This window comes from Brevibacterium sp. 50QC2O2 (assembly GCF_024580675.1).
Taxonomy (GTDB): domain Bacteria; phylum Actinomycetota; class Actinomycetes; order Actinomycetales; family Brevibacteriaceae; genus Brevibacterium; species Brevibacterium moorei.
Window position 1 is genome coordinate 90,339 of record NZ_JANIJZ010000003.1, and the last position, 16,520, is coordinate 106,858.

Consider the following 16,520-nt stretch of genomic DNA (forward strand, 5'->3'; position numbering starts at 1 on the left):
GCGCAGGGCGCACCGCCACCTTGCCAACCTACCCGCCACTGGTCCGGGTGTCCATTGCCGCCGCATATGATGTCTGAAAAGGGGTGATCGGACTGAACGGACACGGACGCGGCACCGGCGCCGCAGGGATCGTCCGGCGGGTCGGCCACGGGCTGCACCGCGGCGGTGAGTACTTCGAGACCCGTGCGCGGATGGGCGGCCGGCGCCTGGGCAACAACTGGCTGCAGCTGGCCCAGGTGGTCGCCGGCGCTGCCATCGCCTATGCCTTCTGCTATTACGTGCTGGGGCACACCTACCCGTTCCTGGCCGCGGTGGGCGCCGCCGTGGGGACCGGGGTGATCGCCGACCGCAGGGTCCGCCGCGCCCTGGAATATCTGTGCGGTGCCACCGCCGGCGTGCTGGTGGGCGAGGCGATGGTCAACATCTTCGGTTCGGGCGTATGGCAGCTGGCCATCGTCATGACAATCGGACTGACGATCGGCACGCTCATCAACTCCGGCGGCATCTTCGTCACCCAGGTGGGCATTCAGTCGATCTACGTCGTCACGGTGCCACCGGAGATCGGCGCGCACCCCTTCGACCGCACACTCGACGCCGTGGTCGGCGCGGGACTGGCCCTGCTGATGGCGCTCGTGGTGCCCGGCGATGCGCGCAAGATCCCCCGCTATCGCGCCGCCACCATGCTCGAGGAGATCGCCCAGCTGCTGACCGACTGCGGCTCCGCGCTGCGCACCGGGGACAAGAGCGCCGAGCGCAAGGTGCTGGCCCGCGCCAGGGACACGCAGAGCCTGATCGACGACTGGCGCTCGTCTCTGCGGATCTCCCAGGAGGCCACGCGGATCAACGCCCGCGCCAGGCGGCACGCCGCCGAGGTCAACCGGCTGGCGCGCGCCTGCGAGTACGCCGACCGGGCGATTCGGACCACGCGGATCATCGCGCGCCGGGCCGTGACCGTGGCCAATCCGGAGCACCCCCGCCCCGAAGTGGGGGATCTGATGGTCGATCTGGGCGCGGGTGCTGACAAGCTGTGCGCAGCGCTGCGCCGCGGCACCCCGCGGGTCGGCGCCGAGGCCTATCTCTCGCAGGTCGCGGCCCGCCTGGATCCGAAGGCCGAGCACTTCGTGGACATCCACGACGAGACGCTGGTCATCCTCATGCGCCTCTTGGTCGTCGATCTGCTGCAGGCCTCGGGGATGACCGATAAGAGCGCGAACGAACAACTGCCGGCGTTCCGGGTCGACGAGGAGTGAGCGGCATGATCGCCGGGGTCTCGCCGGCCCGGGTCCGTGAGGCGTGCGTCATCGCCATCACCGTCGGCACCGTCGGACTGTCCTATGGGGCGCTCGCAGCCACCGCGGGACTGGCCCCCTGGCAGACCCTGTTGATGGCCGGCCTCGTCTTCGGCGGGGCCTCGGAGCTGACGTTCACCGGGGTCATCGCCTCCGGCGGGTCCCCGGTGGCCGGCGCCCTGGGCGCGGTGCTGGTCAATACCCGCAACCTCGCCTTCGGACTGGCCACCGGACCTGCGCTCAAACGTGGCGCCGCCTCCTATCTGGGCGCCCATTTCCTACACGACGAGCCCTCGGCCTTCGCCGCGGCCGTCTCCCTCGACGTGCCGCCGGGGCCCGAACGGCGCAGGGCCAGGGCGAACGCCTTCTGGCTGCTGGGCGTGCTCGACCTGGTGTTCTGGCTCATCAGCTCCATGGCCGGACAGTGGCTGGGCTCCGTCATCGACGCGGACGCCCTGGGACTCGATGCGGCCTTCCCCGTCATCCTGGTCTGCCTGGTCCTGGGCTCCCTGCGGGATCGTCCCGCCCTGGCCGCCGGCCTCATCGGAATGCTCGTGGCCTTCCTGCTGATTCCGCACCTGCCGGCCGGGCTGGGACCGATCAGCGCCCTGCTGGCCCTGCTCCCCGTCGCCGCCTGGACGATGTGGCGGTCCCGTGGAAAGGGACCGAGGCCGTGAACACCTGGGAGTTCGTCATCGCCCTGGGCATCATGATCGCCGGCACCTACGGGGTGCGCCTGCTGGGTGTGCGGATTGGTCAGCGGCAGGCCGACAAAGCCGATTTCATGACCGGCCCCAGTCCTGTGACCGTCTGGTTCGAACGTGCCGTGGTCGTCCTCATCCTGGGTCTGGCCGTGGCCAACACCTTCTACCAGGGGACCGAGTTCGCAGGTTCCGCACGGCTGTGCGGTGTGCTGGTGGGGGTGGGAATCGCCCTGCTGCGCGCACCCATGCTGGTGGCCGTGCTGGTGGCGATGGCGGTGACCGCCGTGCTGCGCATCTTCGGCCTGGGCTGAGCGGTGTGAGCCCGTCGCACGGTAGGCTTGGGGCATGTCCGTGCTCAGCCTTTTCGCCAGTTTCCAACAGGCCGTGATGGTCCTTTTGTCCCTGGCCGCCTTCATCATCGAACTCGTGGCCTTCATCGACTCCCTGCGCTTCAAGGACGAGGTCTACCGCGCCGCGGGCAAGTGGAATAAGACCGGCTGGTGCATCATCCTGGGCATCGCCCTGGCCCTGGGCTTCACGGCGCTGCCGCCGATGAGCCGCGGCGGCTTCGGCATGCTGACGATCCTGGGCTTCGTCGCCGCCGCGGTCTACATGCTCGACGTGCGCCGGGCCCTGCGCGCAGTCGACCCCCGTTACCGGAACCGTCGATGAGCCGGGATCGGAACTTCCCCGGACCGGACACCGGCTACACGTCCACCTTCGGCACCGGCGATCCCGTCACCCTGTTCGCCCACGGCTTCTCCGGATCCATCCGCGATACCCGCCCGTTCTCCCTGGGCATGGCCGGAACGCGCGCACTGGTGAACCTGGGCGGCCACGGCGGTCGGCCCTCGCCGGGGCCGGACTGGACCTACCGGACCATCGCCGCACAGCTGTCCGCGGCGCTGCACACTACCGGGGCCACCAGGGCACTGGGCGTGTCGATGAGCGCCGGTGGCCTGGCACGGCTGGTGACCGAGGGCGACCCGGCCGCCTGCGGGCTGGAGAAGATCGCCTTCGTGCTGCCTGCCAGCTGGGACCACTTCACCCGGGAACTGGCGGCCCGGACAGCCCGCTACAGCGAGCTGTTGCGCACCTACCTGGACACGGGGGACCGGGAGGGGCTGACCACGGCCCTGCTGGCACGCGAACCCGAACAGGTTCGGCGGCTCGAACCGGCCCACGCCTGGACCAGGGCCAAGGTCGACGCGATCTTCGATACCGATATGCGCGATGGAATCGACCTGGCCCGCCGGATCGCGGTGGACCATCCCGAGGCCGCCGCCGGTTTCCCCGGCGAGGTGCTGGTGCTCACCCATGAGGAAGACCCCTCGCATCCGGTGGAGATCGCGCAGCAGTACGCGCAGGCCTTCGGCGCGCGCCTCGAGGTGCTGCCGCCCGGCTCGATCCTGTGGCTGGGGCGCTCGCGGGTGCGTGAGATCCTCATCGACTTCTTCAACGACTGAGCCCGCCGCCCGGGCTCAGCGCTCCAGGGGCGCGACGCGCTCCCAGGGCACGGTGACCTCGCCCAGGCGCCACCGGGCAGGGCCGTGGAGCACGGGTTCCCCCGCCTGTTTCAGGGCCCGGCACATGGCGATCCAACGCTGCCGCGGCGAGAACGTCGCCAGGGGTGCCGCCGTATACCAGGCGCGGTCCAGGGCCAGCAGCCACTCGTGCACCGGCTGGCCCGGCACGTTGTGGTGGATCAGTGCCTTGGGCAGCCGGTCGGCGACCTGGGCCGGGTGGTCGATGAAATCGGTTTTGACGCTGATCGTCAGCGTCGCGGGGCGGACAGCAGCCGCCGCATTCGCCGCGGGAATCGTCAGGAACACCGCCGTGCGCCCGATCTCATCGCAGGTGCCCTCGATGAGCAGGCCGTCGGCGGCCAGCCGGGCCGCCATCAGCGCCCAGGCGCCGGGGACCTCGGCCTCGGGATACTGCCGCAGCACGTTGTAGGCGCGGATCAGCACGGGGCGCTCGCCGCCGGGAGTGGGAACCTCGAAACCGCCGAGTGCGAAGTCGAGGCCGGCGCCGGCGTGCGCCGCCGCCACGGCGACCCGTGCCGGCTCGATCTCCAGGCCCAGGGTGCGCACACGCGGTGCGGTGCGCCGGAGCCGCGCGTGCATCTCCGCCGGTGTCGTGGCGGCTGCACCGAAGCCCAGATCCACCACCAAGCGGTCAGAATCGTGGCGCAGCGGAGACTCCAGGAGGAAGGCGGCATACCGGTCGATCCGGCGCAGTCGGTTGGGGTTCGTCGTGCCCCGGGTGACAGTTCCCTGGGGGCCCTTGAGATGGCGGTGATCGGGGTGCACGGTTCAGAATCCTACGCGCCCGGGCCGGGTCGGCCGTAGAATGGGGAACCGTGAGAATCGCTGTCCTGTCGCTCCACACATCCCCGGCCGCGCTCCCCGGACGCGGCGACGCCGGTGGTCTCAACGTCTATGTGCGCGCCACCGCGGGCCGGCTGGCGGCCCTGGGCCACACCGTCGACATCTTCACCGCGGACCCCGCCGCGGCCGGCCGGGCACCGGCGGACACCGTGTCGATGCCCCCGGGAGTGGCCATCCACCAGCTGGAGACCGCAGCGGTCGACAAGGACGACCTGGCCGGGCGCATCCCCGAACTGGCGCGCTGGCTGGCGGCCCACCCCGACTTCGTGGCTGCCGAGGCGGTCTGGGCGCACTATTGGATCTCGGCTCTGGCCGGGCTGGCGGCCCTTGACCTGGCGGGTACCGGTGTACGTGCTGCCGGGCACGCCGCTGCCGGTCGGACCGCCTGCGGGACCACCGGGACCACCCGGCCACCACTGGCCGTGACCTTCCACACCATCGCAGCGGTGAAGGACCGCGATTCGGGACACGCGGGTGAGCCCGCTGCGCGGCGGACGGCAGAGGCGCGCATCGCCGAGCGGGCCGATGTGTTGGTGGCCAACACCTCGGCCGAGGCCAATGACATCGCCCAGCTGCTGCACCCCGCCGCCCAGACCGTCGTCGCCCCACCCGGGATCGACCACGCTGCCTTCACCCCCGGAACCCGGGCGGCCGCGCGCCGGGCGGTCGGCCTGCAGGCGGCGGACCTGGTGGTCCTCTACGTCGGGCGGATGCAGTACATCAAGGGCACCGACGTGGCGATCGACGCCCTTGGCCGGCTGCGCGAGACGAACCCGGAGCTGGCCGCGCGCACGACTCTGGCGATGGTCGGCGCAGGATCCGGCGGGCCGACGGTCGAGGCCTTCGCGGAGCTGGCCACGGCCATGGGGGTGGAGCAGAACCTGTACCTGCATCCGCCGGTGCCGGCCGAGCGGCTGGCTCAGTGGTATCGCGCCGCGGACGTCGTCATCGTGCCCAGTCGCAGCGAGTCCTTCGGCTTCGTCGCGGCCGAGGCCGCGGCCTGTGCGGTGCCGGTGCTCGGCGCCGCGGTCGGTGGACTGGCCCGGGTGGTTGCAGACGGGAGCACGGGGGTGCTGGTGCGCGGACACGAGCCGGAGGACTGGGCGGGCGCGCTCGAGGCCCTGTTGCTCGACCCCGAGCTGCGCACGCGGCTGGGTCGGGCCGCGGCCGACCGGGCGGGGCTGTTCGATTGGAACTGCTGTGTCGACATGGTGCTCGACGCCCTGGCCGAGGCCGCGGAAACCGCCGGGGCCGTCACGGAGGTCGGTCCGGTGGTGCGGTTGGAGGCCATGGCCTCGGATGAGGCGCGAAACGAGAGGAGCCTGCGATGAGCCGGGATGTGTTGAACCTGGAGGAAGCACAGAAAGTGCTGTTGGACTGGGCTGCGGGGGTGGGCGTCGAGGCCGAGGCCGCCGGGCCCTATCACTGGGCCGTCACCCTGCCGGGCACGCATAAACTCAAGACCACCGTGTCGGTGAAGCTGAGCGAGCGCGGTGCCGACGTCCAGGCATTCGTGATCCGCCATCCGGATGAGAACGAGGCGAAGTTCCACAGCTGGCTGCTGCACCGCAACGGCCGCCTGCAGGCCTGCTCCTTCTTCGTCGACTCCCTGGGCGACGTGTATCTGCGCGCCCATGTGCCGGCCGCCGCTTGGAGCCAGGAGTGGATCGACGCGCTCATGGGCCAGGTGCTCAGCGCCGCCGACGAGTCCTTCGACGAGCTGCTGGTATTGGGCTTCCTGACCTCGATGAAGCGTGAATGGGCATGGCGGGTGGCCAGGGGCGAGTCCACCCGGAACCTGGCGGCCTTCGCGCACCTGTTGGACGGGGAGGACAACGAGTTCCTCGGGACGTTCTGAGGAGTTCGTGTTGAGACGTTCGTTCTGAGACGTTTCCCAGGCGGTAAGCGCGGGTGTGGGAGAATGACGGCATGACCTATAACCTCGTGCTGCTGCGCCACGGCGAGAGCGAATGGAATCAGAAGAACCTATTCACCGGTTGGGTGGACGTCCCCCTCACCCAGCAGGGCCGCAGTGAAGCCGCCCGCGCCGGCGAACTGTTGACCCAGGCGGGTCTGGTGCCGCAGGTGCTCCACACCTCGCGGCTGAAGCGCGCCATCATCACCGCGAACCTGGCCCTGGAGGCCGCGGATCTCAACTGGATCGACGTCAAGCGCTCCTGGCGCCTCAACGAGCGCCACTACGGCGCCCTGCAGGGCAAGAACAAGAAGGAGATCAGGGACGAATACGGCGAGGAACAGTTCATGACCTGGCGCCGTTCGTTCTCCACCCCGCCGCCGGAGCTCGACGACGCCAGCGAATGGTCTCAGGCCGCCGACCCCCGCTATGCGAATCTGGGCGCGGCCGTCCCCCGCACCGAATGCCTCGCCGATGTCATCGTGCGCCTGCTGCCGTACTGGTACGACCAGATCGTGCCGGACCTCCAGCTGGGCAAGACCGTGCTGGTCACCGCGCACGGCAATTCGCTGCGCGCCCTGGTCAAGCACCTCGACGGGATCTCCGATGAGGACATCTCCGGGCTGAACATTCCCACCGGCATTCCGCTGCACTACGAACTCGACGAGAACCTGGTCCCGCTGGTGGCCGGTGGTACCTACCTCGATCCCGAGGCCGCGGCCTCGGCCGTCGCAGCCGTGGCCAACCAGGGCCGCTGACCCACCCCACTCACTGGCGGTGGCTCCACACATGCACGCGTGGCTCGATAAATCGTGAGTTTTCGAGCCACGCGGGCAGGTGTGGAGCCACCGCGCTGATGGGGTGCGCTGGTTGGCGACCTGTGCCTCCGGCCACGGCCGCATCAGGCCCGGCCCAGGCCTCGCGCAGCCCGCAGTCCCCGCCAGATGAGTGGGCCGAAGATATCGGGGTTCGTCACCTCGTGCCAACCGCACCGCAGCAGGTGGTACCCCTCGGCATAGATTCGGTCGGTACGTTGTTTCTCCCGTTCCAAACGAGCCATGTCCGCCGCACCGGTTGCATCTATGTATTTCTTTCGCCCGTCGACTTCCAATAGGCACCGGGTGCCTCGGATCAGGAAGTCGGCGACGGCGATGATCCGTCCGGTGGAGTCGCAGATCTGGGCCTGCTGTTCGACCCCCAGCCCCAGAGTATGGAATCCCAGATTCGCAAGGGCTTCAGCAGGAGACTCGGACAGACCTGTGCTGATCGCCAGGAGACGCGTCAGCCGCGGAACCCTACGCCCCAGATCCGTGGCCGTCGCCGTAGCCAGTAGCCGTGCCCGGCGTGCTTCCCGTTCTGACTGTGACAGGGGAAATGTGGACATTCGCCCGTCCAATCCCAGGACCGGCGTCCGCCGGTCGGCTTCGGGTGCCCCGTGATCGTTCGTGATCGGCGCCAGTACGCCGCTGAGGTATGCCTCGAGCACCATAGCCGCCTCGGACAGCGTGCAGTCCCGCGTGATGTCGAGGACGGTGCGTTCCACATCCGTCATCGCGATGCCGAGGTCCCCGGGGGTGATCGCCCCCGGCCACCGAGGGCCGAAGCGGCTGTCGAACCCGGCTCCGTCGAGGACGAAGGAGTTGGGAACCTGCCGCTGCCGACGTCGATAGGACTTGCCTGTTCGTTTGAAACGCGGATTGCTCATCTCAACCCGGTCAAGTGAGCTGTGGAATAGGGGCAGCCCCCACACCACCGCTGCGGAATGGTGACTCAACACGTCATTTTCCACAAACGGATACGCGGCGATCCTGCCGATGTGTTCCATTTTCTCACGCTGCTACCAGGGCAGTTCGGAGAGCGGATCGGGCTGCCCCTGAGCCGCACCAGGCGGGAGGCCGGGGCTGGGTCCGCCGGCCGGCAACGGCGGAAGGACAAGGACACGTTCGGTGATAAACGCACGGAGCCTGCAGTGGCGCGCGACACTGCAGCGGCGGCGCAGGACGTAGACGCCCTGGGAGAGGCGCTCGATGCAACACCCGACTGCATTCTGGACACTGCGGGGATCGATGCCGGCCGCGATTACCTCGGCGATGGTGAAGACGTTGCATGTGCTCATGCCGCCAGGCTGCTGCCTGAAACGGGGAAGGGGAAGCCCTCACCGGCCTCGTGTGGAAAACCCACCTGGCGCCTCGGCCGCTGTGACCCACAGTCGAGGTCACTTGTGACCTCTGGTCCACATATCCGGCGGGTGGCTCCACACTGGCATACGTGGCACGTAAACTCACGCTCTATCGAGCCACATGTGCATTTGTGGAGCCACCCGCCGGGGTTGGGGGCTGGTCAGGGGGCGGATAGGTCGGGCTCCCAACTGCCGGTGAGCAGATACTCGACCTTGTGGGAGACATTGACCGCCTGATCGCCGAAGCGCTCGAAGTAGCGCGAGACCAGGGTGGCGTCGGCGATCTGCGAGGGCGTGAGGTCGCCGGAGGACAGCTCCCCGATGATCGTGAATACCTGCAGGTGCAGGGCATCGAGCTGTTCGTCGATGGTGGCGATCATGGGCACCGCGGCCAGCCCCGGATTGTCGAGCAGCTGGACCTGGGCAGTACCGATCCGCACAGCCGCCTCGCCCATTCTGCTGAAGACCTCCCGGAAGGGCCCCGGCACCGCCGACTGCGGATAGCGGATGCGCACCTGCGCGGCGATGTGCCGGGCCAGATCGCCCATCCGTTCGATCGCCACGCTCATCTTCAGGGCCGAGACGACCACGCGCAGGTCCTGGGCCACCGGGGCCTGCAGGGCCAGCACCTGGACGGACAGCCGATCCAGGTCGGCCTGCCCGGCGTCGATCCTGGCATCGGCGGAGATCACCTGTTCGGCGAGTTCCAGATCATTCGTCTCCAGGGCGCGGGTGGCCCGGGAGATCTGCTCGGTTACCAGGCGGGACATCTCCACCAGCCGATCGGCAATGGTGTCCAGCTCCTGATTGAAGACTTCGCGCATGTACGGGCTCCTCCTCGTCCTGCTGCTCGTGCCCGGTCCGGGGCACATCGCCCTCAGCCTGGCAGGTGTGGCGGGCCGGGCGGTGAATGAGAACTTGCGCGGGGGTGAATTCCCGATGACGTCTCACTCGAGTCCCCCGCGGTGGTCGGATCGGGGCCCGCCGCCACGTATTCTAAAGGGGTGGATCTTCTCCTGTTCGGATTTCTCTGCGGGGCCGTCGGCCTGGCCCTGGGCATCGGGGGCATTCTGGCCTTCCGAGCCTCCGAACTGTCCCGGTCCACTGCCGATATGCACTCCGACGACGAGCTCCCGTCCGGTATCGCCGAGGTCCTGGCGGTGCTCTCACAGGCCGCGATCGTCATCGACGCCGGCGACGACGTCGTCAAGTCATCGCCGGCCGCTTACACCCTGGGCCTGGTCAAGGGCAGGGGCCTGGAGAACTCGGACCTGCTCGAGGCCGTGGCCCGGGTCCGCGCCCGTGGCCTGATCGAGGAGCTCGACTTCGAGAGCCGCCGGCCCGGCGGCATCGGCAGTCCCCGCCTGCTGCACGCGCGCGTCGCGCCCCTGGGGGAGGCCTATGTCCTGGTGCTGGCCGAGGACCTGACGGAGGCCAGGCGGGTCGACGAGGTCCGGCGGGACTTCGTCGCCAATGTCTCGCACGAGCTCAAGACACCGATCGGCGCGATGAGTCTGTTGGCGGAGGCGGTGACGGACTACAGCGACGACCCCGACGCGGTCCAGCGCTTCGGCAGCAAGATCCAGCAGGAGTCCGCGCGCCTGTCCCAGTTGGTCAAGGAGATCATCGACCTCTCCCGCGTGCAGGACCACAGCGGGCCAGTCAGCCAGGACCGGATCCGGGTGGCCGATATCATCGCGGACGCGGTGGATCGGGCACAGACCGCCGCGAGCAGCAAGGACATCGACATCGTGGTCGAGGTCGCGGCGGGTTCCGAGCTGGCCGGCGAGGACATCGAGGTCGAGGGCGACTTCGATCTGCTGGTCAACGCGCTGCGCAATCTGCTGGACAACGCGGTGAACTACTCCAACGGTGGTACCCGGGTGGGCATCGGCTACGAGGCCAGATCCGGCCAGGTCCTCGTGGCCGTGACGGATCAGGGCATCGGGCTGTCCGAGGCGGATCTGGACCGGGTGTTCGAGCGCTTCTACCGGGTGGATCCGGCGCGCTCGCGCAATACCGGGGGGACCGGGCTGGGCCTGAGCCTGGTCAAGCACATCGTGGCCACCCATTCCGGCGAGGTCAGGGTGTGGAGCCGCCTGGGCGGTGGATCGACCTTCACGATCGTGTTGCCCCTGGCGGGCCACAGGTCGACATCGGGTTCGCAGCGGGAGTTGCAGCGCGCGCGGCACGCGGGCACGGTTTTAGACGTTCATCCCGAGGCCCCGCCCACTGGCGTGGCGGGGGCGGAATCAGGAAAGTAGGAAGAATACACAGTGACACACATTCTGCTCGTCGAAGATGAGGAATCCTTCTCCGACCCGCTGTCGTTCCTGTTGGGCAAGGAGGGCTATGAGGTGACGATCGCCGATGACGGTCTGGAGGCGATCGCCAGCTTCGAGGCCACCGGCGCCGACCTGGTCCTGCTCGATCTGATGCTGCCGGGGGCCTCGGGCACCGAGGTGTGTCGGGCACTGCGGGCGAAGTCGAACGTCCCCATCATCATGCTCACCGCCAAGGACGATGAGATCGACAAGGTGGTGGGCCTGGAGCTGGGCGCCGACGACTATGTGACCAAACCCTATTCGTCCAGGGAGCTGCTGGCCCGGATCCGTGCGGTGCTGCGCCGACGCAGCGAGCCGGACCAGCCGGTCGAGGAATCGGTGCTCGAGGCCAACGGGGTGCGCATCGATGTCGACCGACACGTGGTGACCATCCGGGGACAGGAGATGGGTCTGCCGCTCAAGGAATTCGAACTGTTGGAGATCCTGGTCCGCAACGCCGGCCGGGTGATGACGCGCGGACAGCTGATCGACCGGGTGTGGGGCCAGGACTACGTGGGGGACACGAAGACCCTGGACGTCCACATCAAGCGGCTGCGCAACAAGGTCGAGCCCGATCCGACAGACCCCGGCCTGCTGGTGACGGTGCGCGGACTGGGCTATAAATTCGTCTGATCTCCCCGGCTGCCCGGTCGGTCCGGCGAGCGCCCGCACCGACCGGCCCGGCGCACGCCCGGTCGGTGCAGGGCGCGAAAACGGCACGCGAAAACGGCAGGGGCCCTGTCCGATGAACGATCATCGGACAGGGCCCCTGCCGGGTGAGTCGGCGGGCCGGGCTCAGTGCTCGGCCGCGGTCTCCTCGGCGTCTGCGGTGGCCGAAGGGGTCGCGTCCTCCGTGGCCGAGGCCGTGGCGCCCTGGGTCGGCACCAGGTCCTGGTAGTACCACAGGCCGCCGTCCTTGAGGTCACCGCCGGTGAGCACCTGGGCGGTGGCCTTGGTCGACTTCCCGTTGATGGTCATCTGGACGTCGGTCAGGGTGCCGGGCTTGTCCTCGAGGTTCTTGATGATGACGGCCTTGCGGTTGATCGAGCCGTTCTCGCTGGGCGCGTTCTGGGTGTTGGCCGGGTTGTGGTAGACGGCCTTGCCCGCGGGGACGGACTCCTCGACGGTCTTGCCCGCAACGGTCAGGGTGACCCGGGCGTCCTTGTCGGAACCGTTGACGACCGCATACACCAGCTGCGCCTGGGCATCGTCATTGGCGATGAGCAGGATATTGCGGACCGCGACGTCGTCGATCTTCGTCTGCTGCGCACCGTCGCCCGCGGCGTACTGGTACGTGTGGGTCTGCTGCGGTGAAATCAGGGCGGCGCACCCGCTAGCGGGGACGACCAGGGCGATTGCGGCGGCGGCGATGCCGAAGCGGGTAAGCCGGTTCACGTTCTCAAGCTCCTTGCAGAGACAACACAGATATTCTCCCGAAATTCTACCCACTTTTTGACGCTTTGTAGAACGAAGGGTGACCTTCATAATCCTTCCCCGCCCTTATTCTGAACGATTGTGCATGCTAAACTGGTGGTACGAAAGGGGACATAACCAGTATGAGTTTTCAGGTCGGCGACACCGTCGTGTATCCGCACCATGGTGCGGCTACCGTTCAAGAAGTCAAGAAGCGCGTCATCAAGGGCGAAGAGAAGCTTTATTTGAAGTTGGAGGTGTCCCACGGCGACCTGACCATCGAGGTCCCCGCCGAGAACTGCGATCTGGTCGGCGTCCGCGACGTCGTCGGCGAAGAGGGCCTGGAGCAGGTCTTCGAAGTATTGCGTGCGGACATCACGGAGGAGCCCTCCAACTGGTCGCGTCGCTACAAGGCGAACCTGGAGAAGTTCCAGTCCGGCGATGTCATCAAGGTCGCGGAAGTTGTCCGCGATCTGTGGCGCCGTGAGCACGACCGCGGACTGTCCACCGGTGAGAAGCGGATGCTGGCCAAGGCCCGGCAGGTGCTGGTCTCCGAACTCGCCCTGGCGGAGAAGAAGGAAGAGGACGAAGCGGAGAAGATCCTCGACGAGGTCCTCGCCGGCTGAGCCGCTGGGCCCGTGGCCCGTTTGACATCGATCCGCCCCGGTTCCACGTTTCACGTGGTGACCGGGGCGGATTCGTCTGACCCGCCGGCGCTGTGCGCCGCGCCCCGTCCCAGGAGGTCGGTTCATGGGCTTCGCCCTCATCATCCCCGCCGCCGGCTCTGGTTCGCGTTTGGGCGCGAGCCGGCCCAAGGCCTTCGTCGAATCGGCCGGGCAGTCCCTGCTGGCGCACGCAGTGGGAGGGGCCCTGCGCAGTGGCCTGTTCTCCCATGTCATCGTCGCAGCCCCCGTCGGCTGGCTGGACGCGGCGCGGTCCCAGGTCGATGCCGTCGTGGAAAGCCACACCATGACGGTCCCCGTTCCGCAGACCACGGTGATCGCCGGCGGTCGGGAGCGCTGGGCCTCGGTGCGCGCGGCTTTGGAGTACTGCGGCGATGCGCCCTGCGTGTTCGTTCACGACGCCGCGCGCCCGGCGGCCGGTCCCGAGGTCTTCGGCCGGGTCGCCGCCGCCCTGGCCGCGGGTGCCACTGCGGTGGTGCCGGTTCTGCCCGTGGTCGACACGCTGCGCACCAGCGCGGGCGATGAATTACAGGGTGGGGTCGATCGCGAGTCCCTGCGGCGGGTGCAGACCCCGCAGGGATTCCGCCGGGACCTCCTGGTGGCCGCCTATGCGGCCTGGGACCCGCTTTCCGGTGCCGGTCCGACGGACGATGCGGGTGTGATGGAGGCTGCCGGGCACCGAATCACCGCGGTCGCAGGTGAGGAACGTGCCCTCAAGGTCACCTATCCGAGCGATCTGCGCCTCCTTGCGGCCCTGGACCCGGACGCGCGGACCGCCGGGCCCAACGGCCCCGTGCCCAGAGTGGGCACCGGGGTGGACGTCCATGCCTTCTCCTCGGACCCCGAGCGGCCACTGATGCTGGCGGGTCTGGAGTGGCCGGGCGGGTTCGGCCTGGCCGGCCACTCGGATGCCGATGTCGCAGCCCACGCCTGTGCCGACGCCCTGTTCGCCGCGGCCGGGCTGGGCGATCTGGGCGCGCACTTCGGGGTGGACCGCCCGGAGTTCGCGGGCGCCCCCGGCACCGTCCTGCTGGCCGAGGCCGCGCGGATCGTGCGCGCCGCGGGTTTCACCATCGGCAGCGTGGCGGTGCAGATCGTGTGCAATCGGCCCAAGGTCGGCCGACGCCGGGACGAGGCACAGGAAGCGCTCGGCACCGCATGTGGAGCACCTGTGGCGGTGGCAGGCACGACCAGCGACGGGCTCGGGTCGATGGGCCGGGGCGAAGGGGCCACGGCGATCGCCACGGCAGTGCTCTACTGATACTTGAGGCCTCCAAGGCCCGCTCCGGTGCAGGGAATCCGTCGAAGAATCACCACCCATTTGGTGCCGCATTGTGGCACACTTGGCACAAAGTGAACCTGCACGAGGGGGAGCAGTATGAGTACCGGGCGCAGCCAGAAGGCGACTCATTACCTGAGCACGGCCGAAGTCGCGGACTACCTGGGATTGGCCAGTCGGGGGAGCCTGCCGAACAATCTGCCGGAACCGGACGCCTATGTGGGGCGGGCCCGTGGGTGGCTCGTCGAGACCATAGACAAGTGGAACGCCGCGCGCCCCGGCAAGGGCGGACGGCCCCGCAAACAGCGCCCGGCGGCCTGAAACAGACCGCCGGGCGCTGTGCTGTCCGGCTGTATCATCCGCGGGGCCTGACTCGTCCCCGCGAACCATGTGTGCTCGGGGAGCGTGCTCAGTGGCCGCGGGCGATCCACTCGTCCAGGTGGCCGGATTCGGCCGCGATCGAGGTGGAGTCCCCGTGTCCGGTGAGTACGGTGGTCTCTTCTGGCAGGCTGAGCAGCCGGTCCCGGATCGACTCGATGATCGTCTCGAAACTCGAATAGGACCGTCCGGTGGCTCCCGGCCCACCGTTGAACAGCGTGTCACCGGTGAACACCACAGGCCCCTCGGCGGCCCCCGAAAGGATGAAACAGGTCGACCCGGGGGAGTGCCCCGGCGTGTGCACGGCCCGCAGGGTGACTCCGGCCACCGGGAATTCGTCCCCGTCCGCGATGTCCCCATCCGGTGCCGTTCCGGGGTGGACCATTTCCCACAGCATCAGATCCGCATGGTTGAGGAGGACCGGCGGATCGCCCAGCGCGGCCTTGGCGTCAAGTGCGGCACGGACGTGATCGTCGTGCCCGTGGGTCAGCAGGATCGCCTTGACCCGGCGCCCGCCCACCGCCCGGGCGACCTCGGAGCTCGAATGCGCGGGATCGATGACGATCACCTCGGAGTCGTCGCCGACGATCCACACATTGTTCTCCACCTCCCAGGTGCCACCGTCGAGCGAGAACGTCCCCGCTGTCTGCAGGCGCTCGATCCGCGCGGCCATCAGAACTCCACCACGGAGCGCAGGACCTCGCCACGGCCCATCTTCTCGAAGGCCTGTTCGACCTGGTCGAGTGAGATGCGCTCGCTGACGAACTTCTCCAGCGGCAGGCGGCCCTGCTTGTACAGATCGACGAGCATGGGGAAGTCGCGTTCGGGCAGGCAATCGCCGTACCAGGCGGACTTCAGGCTGCCACCGCGGCCGAACACATCGGCCAGGGGCACGCTCAGTTCCATCTCGGGGGTGGGCACGCCCACCAGCACGACGGTGCCGGCCAGATCGCGGGCATAGAAGGCCTGCCGCCAGGTTTCGGGCCGGCCCACGGCGTCGATCACGACATCGGCGCCGAAGCCCGCGGTCAGTTCCTGGACCGCGGCGACGACCTCGTCCTCGCTCAGGCCCTTGGAGCAGATGGTGTCGGTGGCGCCCAGCTCGGTGGCGGCGGCCAGCTTCTTCTCATCGAAGTCGATCGCGATGATCGGACTGGCCCCGGCCAGCCGGGAACCGGCGATCGCGGCATCGCCCACGCCGCCGCAGCCGATCACGGCCACCGACTTACCGCGGGTCACGCCGCCGGTGTTGACGGCGGCACCGATCCCGGCCATGATGCCACAGCCGAGCAGGCCGACGACTGCGGGATCGGCCTCGTCGACCTTCGTGCACTGTCCGGCGGCGACCAGGGTCTTCTCCGCGAAGGATCCGATGCCAAGGGCGGCCTCGAGCTCGGTGCCGTCGGTCAGCGTCATCTTCTGAGTGGCGTTGAAGGTCGCGAAGCAGTACTGCGGTTCGCCCCGCTTGCACGCGCGGCACTCACCGCACACCGCACGCCAGTTGAGGACGACGAAATCGCCGACGGCCACGTGGGTCACGCCGGGCCCGATTTCGGATACGACGCCGGCGGACTCATGGCCCAGCAGATACGGGTAGTTGTCGCCGATCCCGCCCTGCCGGTAGTGGAAGTCGGTATGGCACACGCCGCAGGACTTGACGTCGACGACGACCTCGCCCGGCCCCGGGTCGGGGACGACGATATCGGTCAGTTCGGTCGGCTCTCCCTTGGCCCTGGCGATGATTCCCTTGACGATGGTGGGCATGCACTCTCCATTACGATCTGGCGCGACTGCGCGGCAAAACAGGTGTGTGGTCATCACCACAGATGTGGTCGGTCCAGTCTATGGACGCATAAACGCATCGTGCAACGTGCATGCAACTGGGGCCCGCCTACGGTGGTGCCACCGCACGAACAAGGGGCCGCCCGCTCACAGTGGATCGGGCCCGGCGCCAACGTCGAAGAAG

At 68.5% G+C, this 16,520-nt stretch carries 19 protein-coding genes; 13 read left to right on the forward strand and 6 right to left on the reverse strand.

Going from position 1 to position 16,520, the window contains the following annotated elements; translation table 11 throughout:
* Positions 1-83: 83 nt before the first annotated feature.
* Genes NQ038_RS03520 through NQ038_RS03540 form a run of 5 tightly spaced genes read left to right on the forward strand, consistent with a single transcriptional unit; the run spans position 84 to position 3,459 of the window.
* The gene (locus tag NQ038_RS03520; protein ID WP_257048788.1) at positions 84-1,250 is read left to right on the forward strand and encodes an FUSC family protein; all 1,167 of its coding nucleotides are present in this window, start codon (positions 84-86) and stop codon (positions 1,248-1,250) included.
* A 5-nt stretch (positions 1,251-1,255) separates the two neighbouring features.
* The gene (locus NQ038_RS03525; protein WP_257048786.1) at positions 1,256-1,966 is read left to right on the forward strand and encodes an AzlC family ABC transporter permease; all 711 of its coding nucleotides are present in this window, start codon (positions 1,256-1,258) and stop codon (positions 1,964-1,966) included.
* Entirely contained in the window at positions 1,963-2,304 is a 342-nt protein-coding gene (locus NQ038_RS03530) for an AzlD domain-containing protein (protein WP_257048785.1), read from the forward strand. The genes NQ038_RS03525 and NQ038_RS03530 overlap by 4 nt, the downstream gene beginning before the upstream one ends.
* 34 nt (positions 2,305-2,338) lie before the next feature.
* Complete coding sequence (locus NQ038_RS03535; RefSeq protein WP_257048784.1) at positions 2,339-2,665, forward strand: DUF2516 family protein; 327 nt, start codon at positions 2,339-2,341, stop codon at positions 2,663-2,665.
* Complete coding sequence (locus NQ038_RS03540; RefSeq protein ID WP_257048783.1) at positions 2,662-3,459, forward strand: alpha/beta fold hydrolase; 798 nt, start codon at positions 2,662-2,664, stop codon at positions 3,457-3,459. Before NQ038_RS03535 ends, NQ038_RS03540 begins: the two co-directional genes overlap by 4 nt.
* Positions 3,460-3,474: 15 nt before the next feature.
* Here the strand turns inward: NQ038_RS03540 and NQ038_RS03545 are convergent, their stop codons facing one another.
* A complete protein-coding gene (locus NQ038_RS03545) occupies positions 3,475-4,305 on the reverse strand; it encodes a class I SAM-dependent methyltransferase (protein WP_257048781.1) in 831 nt (276 codons plus the stop codon).
* A 50-nt stretch (positions 4,306-4,355) separates the two neighbouring features.
* Between NQ038_RS03545 and NQ038_RS03550 the strand changes: the two genes are divergently transcribed.
* The 3 genes from NQ038_RS03550 to NQ038_RS03560 all read left to right on the forward strand — a co-directional run bounded on the left by NQ038_RS03550 (position 4,356) and on the right by NQ038_RS03560 (position 7,056).
* A complete protein-coding gene (locus NQ038_RS03550; protein WP_257061860.1) occupies positions 4,356-5,714 on the forward strand; it encodes a glycosyltransferase in 1,359 nt (452 codons plus the stop codon).
* A complete protein-coding gene (locus NQ038_RS03555) occupies positions 5,711-6,241 on the forward strand; it encodes a YbjN domain-containing protein (RefSeq protein WP_257048776.1) in 531 nt (176 codons plus the stop codon). The genes NQ038_RS03550 and NQ038_RS03555 overlap by 4 nt, the downstream gene beginning before the upstream one ends.
* Positions 6,242-6,312: 71 nt before the next feature.
* Positions 6,313-7,056, forward strand: coding sequence for a phosphoglyceromutase (locus tag NQ038_RS03560; RefSeq protein WP_257048775.1), 744 nt, complete (start codon positions 6,313-6,315; stop codon positions 7,054-7,056).
* A 143-nt stretch (positions 7,057-7,199) separates the two neighbouring features.
* Here the strand turns inward: NQ038_RS03560 and NQ038_RS03565 are convergent, their stop codons facing one another.
* Both NQ038_RS03565 and phoU read right to left on the reverse strand, forming a co-directional pair.
* Positions 7,200-8,072, reverse strand: a complete 873-nt coding sequence (locus NQ038_RS03565) for a hypothetical protein (RefSeq protein WP_257048774.1) — start codon at positions 8,070-8,072, stop codon at positions 7,200-7,202.
* A gap of 566 nt (positions 8,073-8,638) precedes the next feature.
* Positions 8,639-9,301 carry a phosphate signaling complex protein PhoU gene (gene phoU / locus NQ038_RS03570; protein WP_257048773.1) on the reverse strand — a complete coding sequence of 221 codons (663 nt, stop codon included), beginning with the start codon at positions 9,299-9,301 and terminating at the stop codon, positions 8,639-8,641.
* Positions 9,302-9,481: 180 nt separating this feature from the next.
* Here phoU and NQ038_RS03575 point away from each other — a divergent pair, with 180 nt between their 5' ends.
* Both NQ038_RS03575 and NQ038_RS03580 read left to right on the forward strand, forming a co-directional pair.
* The gene (locus tag NQ038_RS03575; RefSeq protein WP_257048771.1) at positions 9,482-10,741 is read left to right on the forward strand and encodes an ATP-binding protein; all 1,260 of its coding nucleotides are present in this window, start codon (positions 9,482-9,484) and stop codon (positions 10,739-10,741) included.
* 12 nt (positions 10,742-10,753) lie between these two features.
* Positions 10,754-11,434, forward strand: a complete 681-nt coding sequence (locus NQ038_RS03580; RefSeq protein ID WP_257048770.1) for a response regulator transcription factor — start codon at positions 10,754-10,756, stop codon at positions 11,432-11,434.
* Between the two features lie 162 nt (positions 11,435-11,596).
* On the opposite strand, the gene NQ038_RS03585 is transcribed toward NQ038_RS03580, so the two are convergent.
* Positions 11,597-12,196: a hypothetical protein gene (locus NQ038_RS03585; protein WP_257048769.1), complete on the reverse strand. Its 600-nt coding sequence runs from the start codon at positions 12,194-12,196 to the stop codon at positions 11,597-11,599.
* Positions 12,197-12,357: 161 nt separating this feature from the next.
* Here NQ038_RS03585 and NQ038_RS03590 point away from each other — a divergent pair, with 161 nt between their 5' ends.
* The 3 genes from NQ038_RS03590 to NQ038_RS03600 all read left to right on the forward strand — a co-directional run bounded on the left by NQ038_RS03590 (position 12,358) and on the right by NQ038_RS03600 (position 14,497).
* The gene (locus NQ038_RS03590; protein ID WP_257048768.1) at positions 12,358-12,840 is read left to right on the forward strand and encodes a CarD family transcriptional regulator; all 483 of its coding nucleotides are present in this window, start codon (positions 12,358-12,360) and stop codon (positions 12,838-12,840) included.
* A 124-nt stretch (positions 12,841-12,964) separates the two neighbouring features.
* Positions 12,965-14,158, forward strand: a complete 1,194-nt coding sequence (ispD, locus tag NQ038_RS03595) for a 2-C-methyl-D-erythritol 4-phosphate cytidylyltransferase (protein ID WP_257048767.1) — start codon at positions 12,965-12,967, stop codon at positions 14,156-14,158.
* A gap of 117 nt (positions 14,159-14,275) precedes the next feature.
* On the forward strand, positions 14,276-14,497 hold the full coding sequence (locus tag NQ038_RS03600) for an XRE family transcriptional regulator (protein WP_257048766.1): 222 nt from the start codon (positions 14,276-14,278) through the stop codon (positions 14,495-14,497).
* Between the two features lie 88 nt (positions 14,498-14,585).
* On the opposite strand, the gene NQ038_RS03605 is transcribed toward NQ038_RS03600, so the two are convergent.
* The gene (locus NQ038_RS03605) at positions 14,586-15,227 is read right to left on the reverse strand and encodes an MBL fold metallo-hydrolase (protein WP_257048765.1); all 642 of its coding nucleotides are present in this window, start codon (positions 15,225-15,227) and stop codon (positions 14,586-14,588) included.
* Positions 15,227-16,318 (reverse strand): S-(hydroxymethyl)mycothiol dehydrogenase, encoded by a 1,092-nt coding sequence (locus tag NQ038_RS03610; RefSeq protein WP_257048764.1) that lies wholly within the window; start codon positions 16,316-16,318, stop codon positions 15,227-15,229. Before NQ038_RS03610 ends, NQ038_RS03605 begins: the two co-directional genes overlap by 1 nt.
* Between the last annotated feature and the right edge of the window lie 202 nt (positions 16,319-16,520).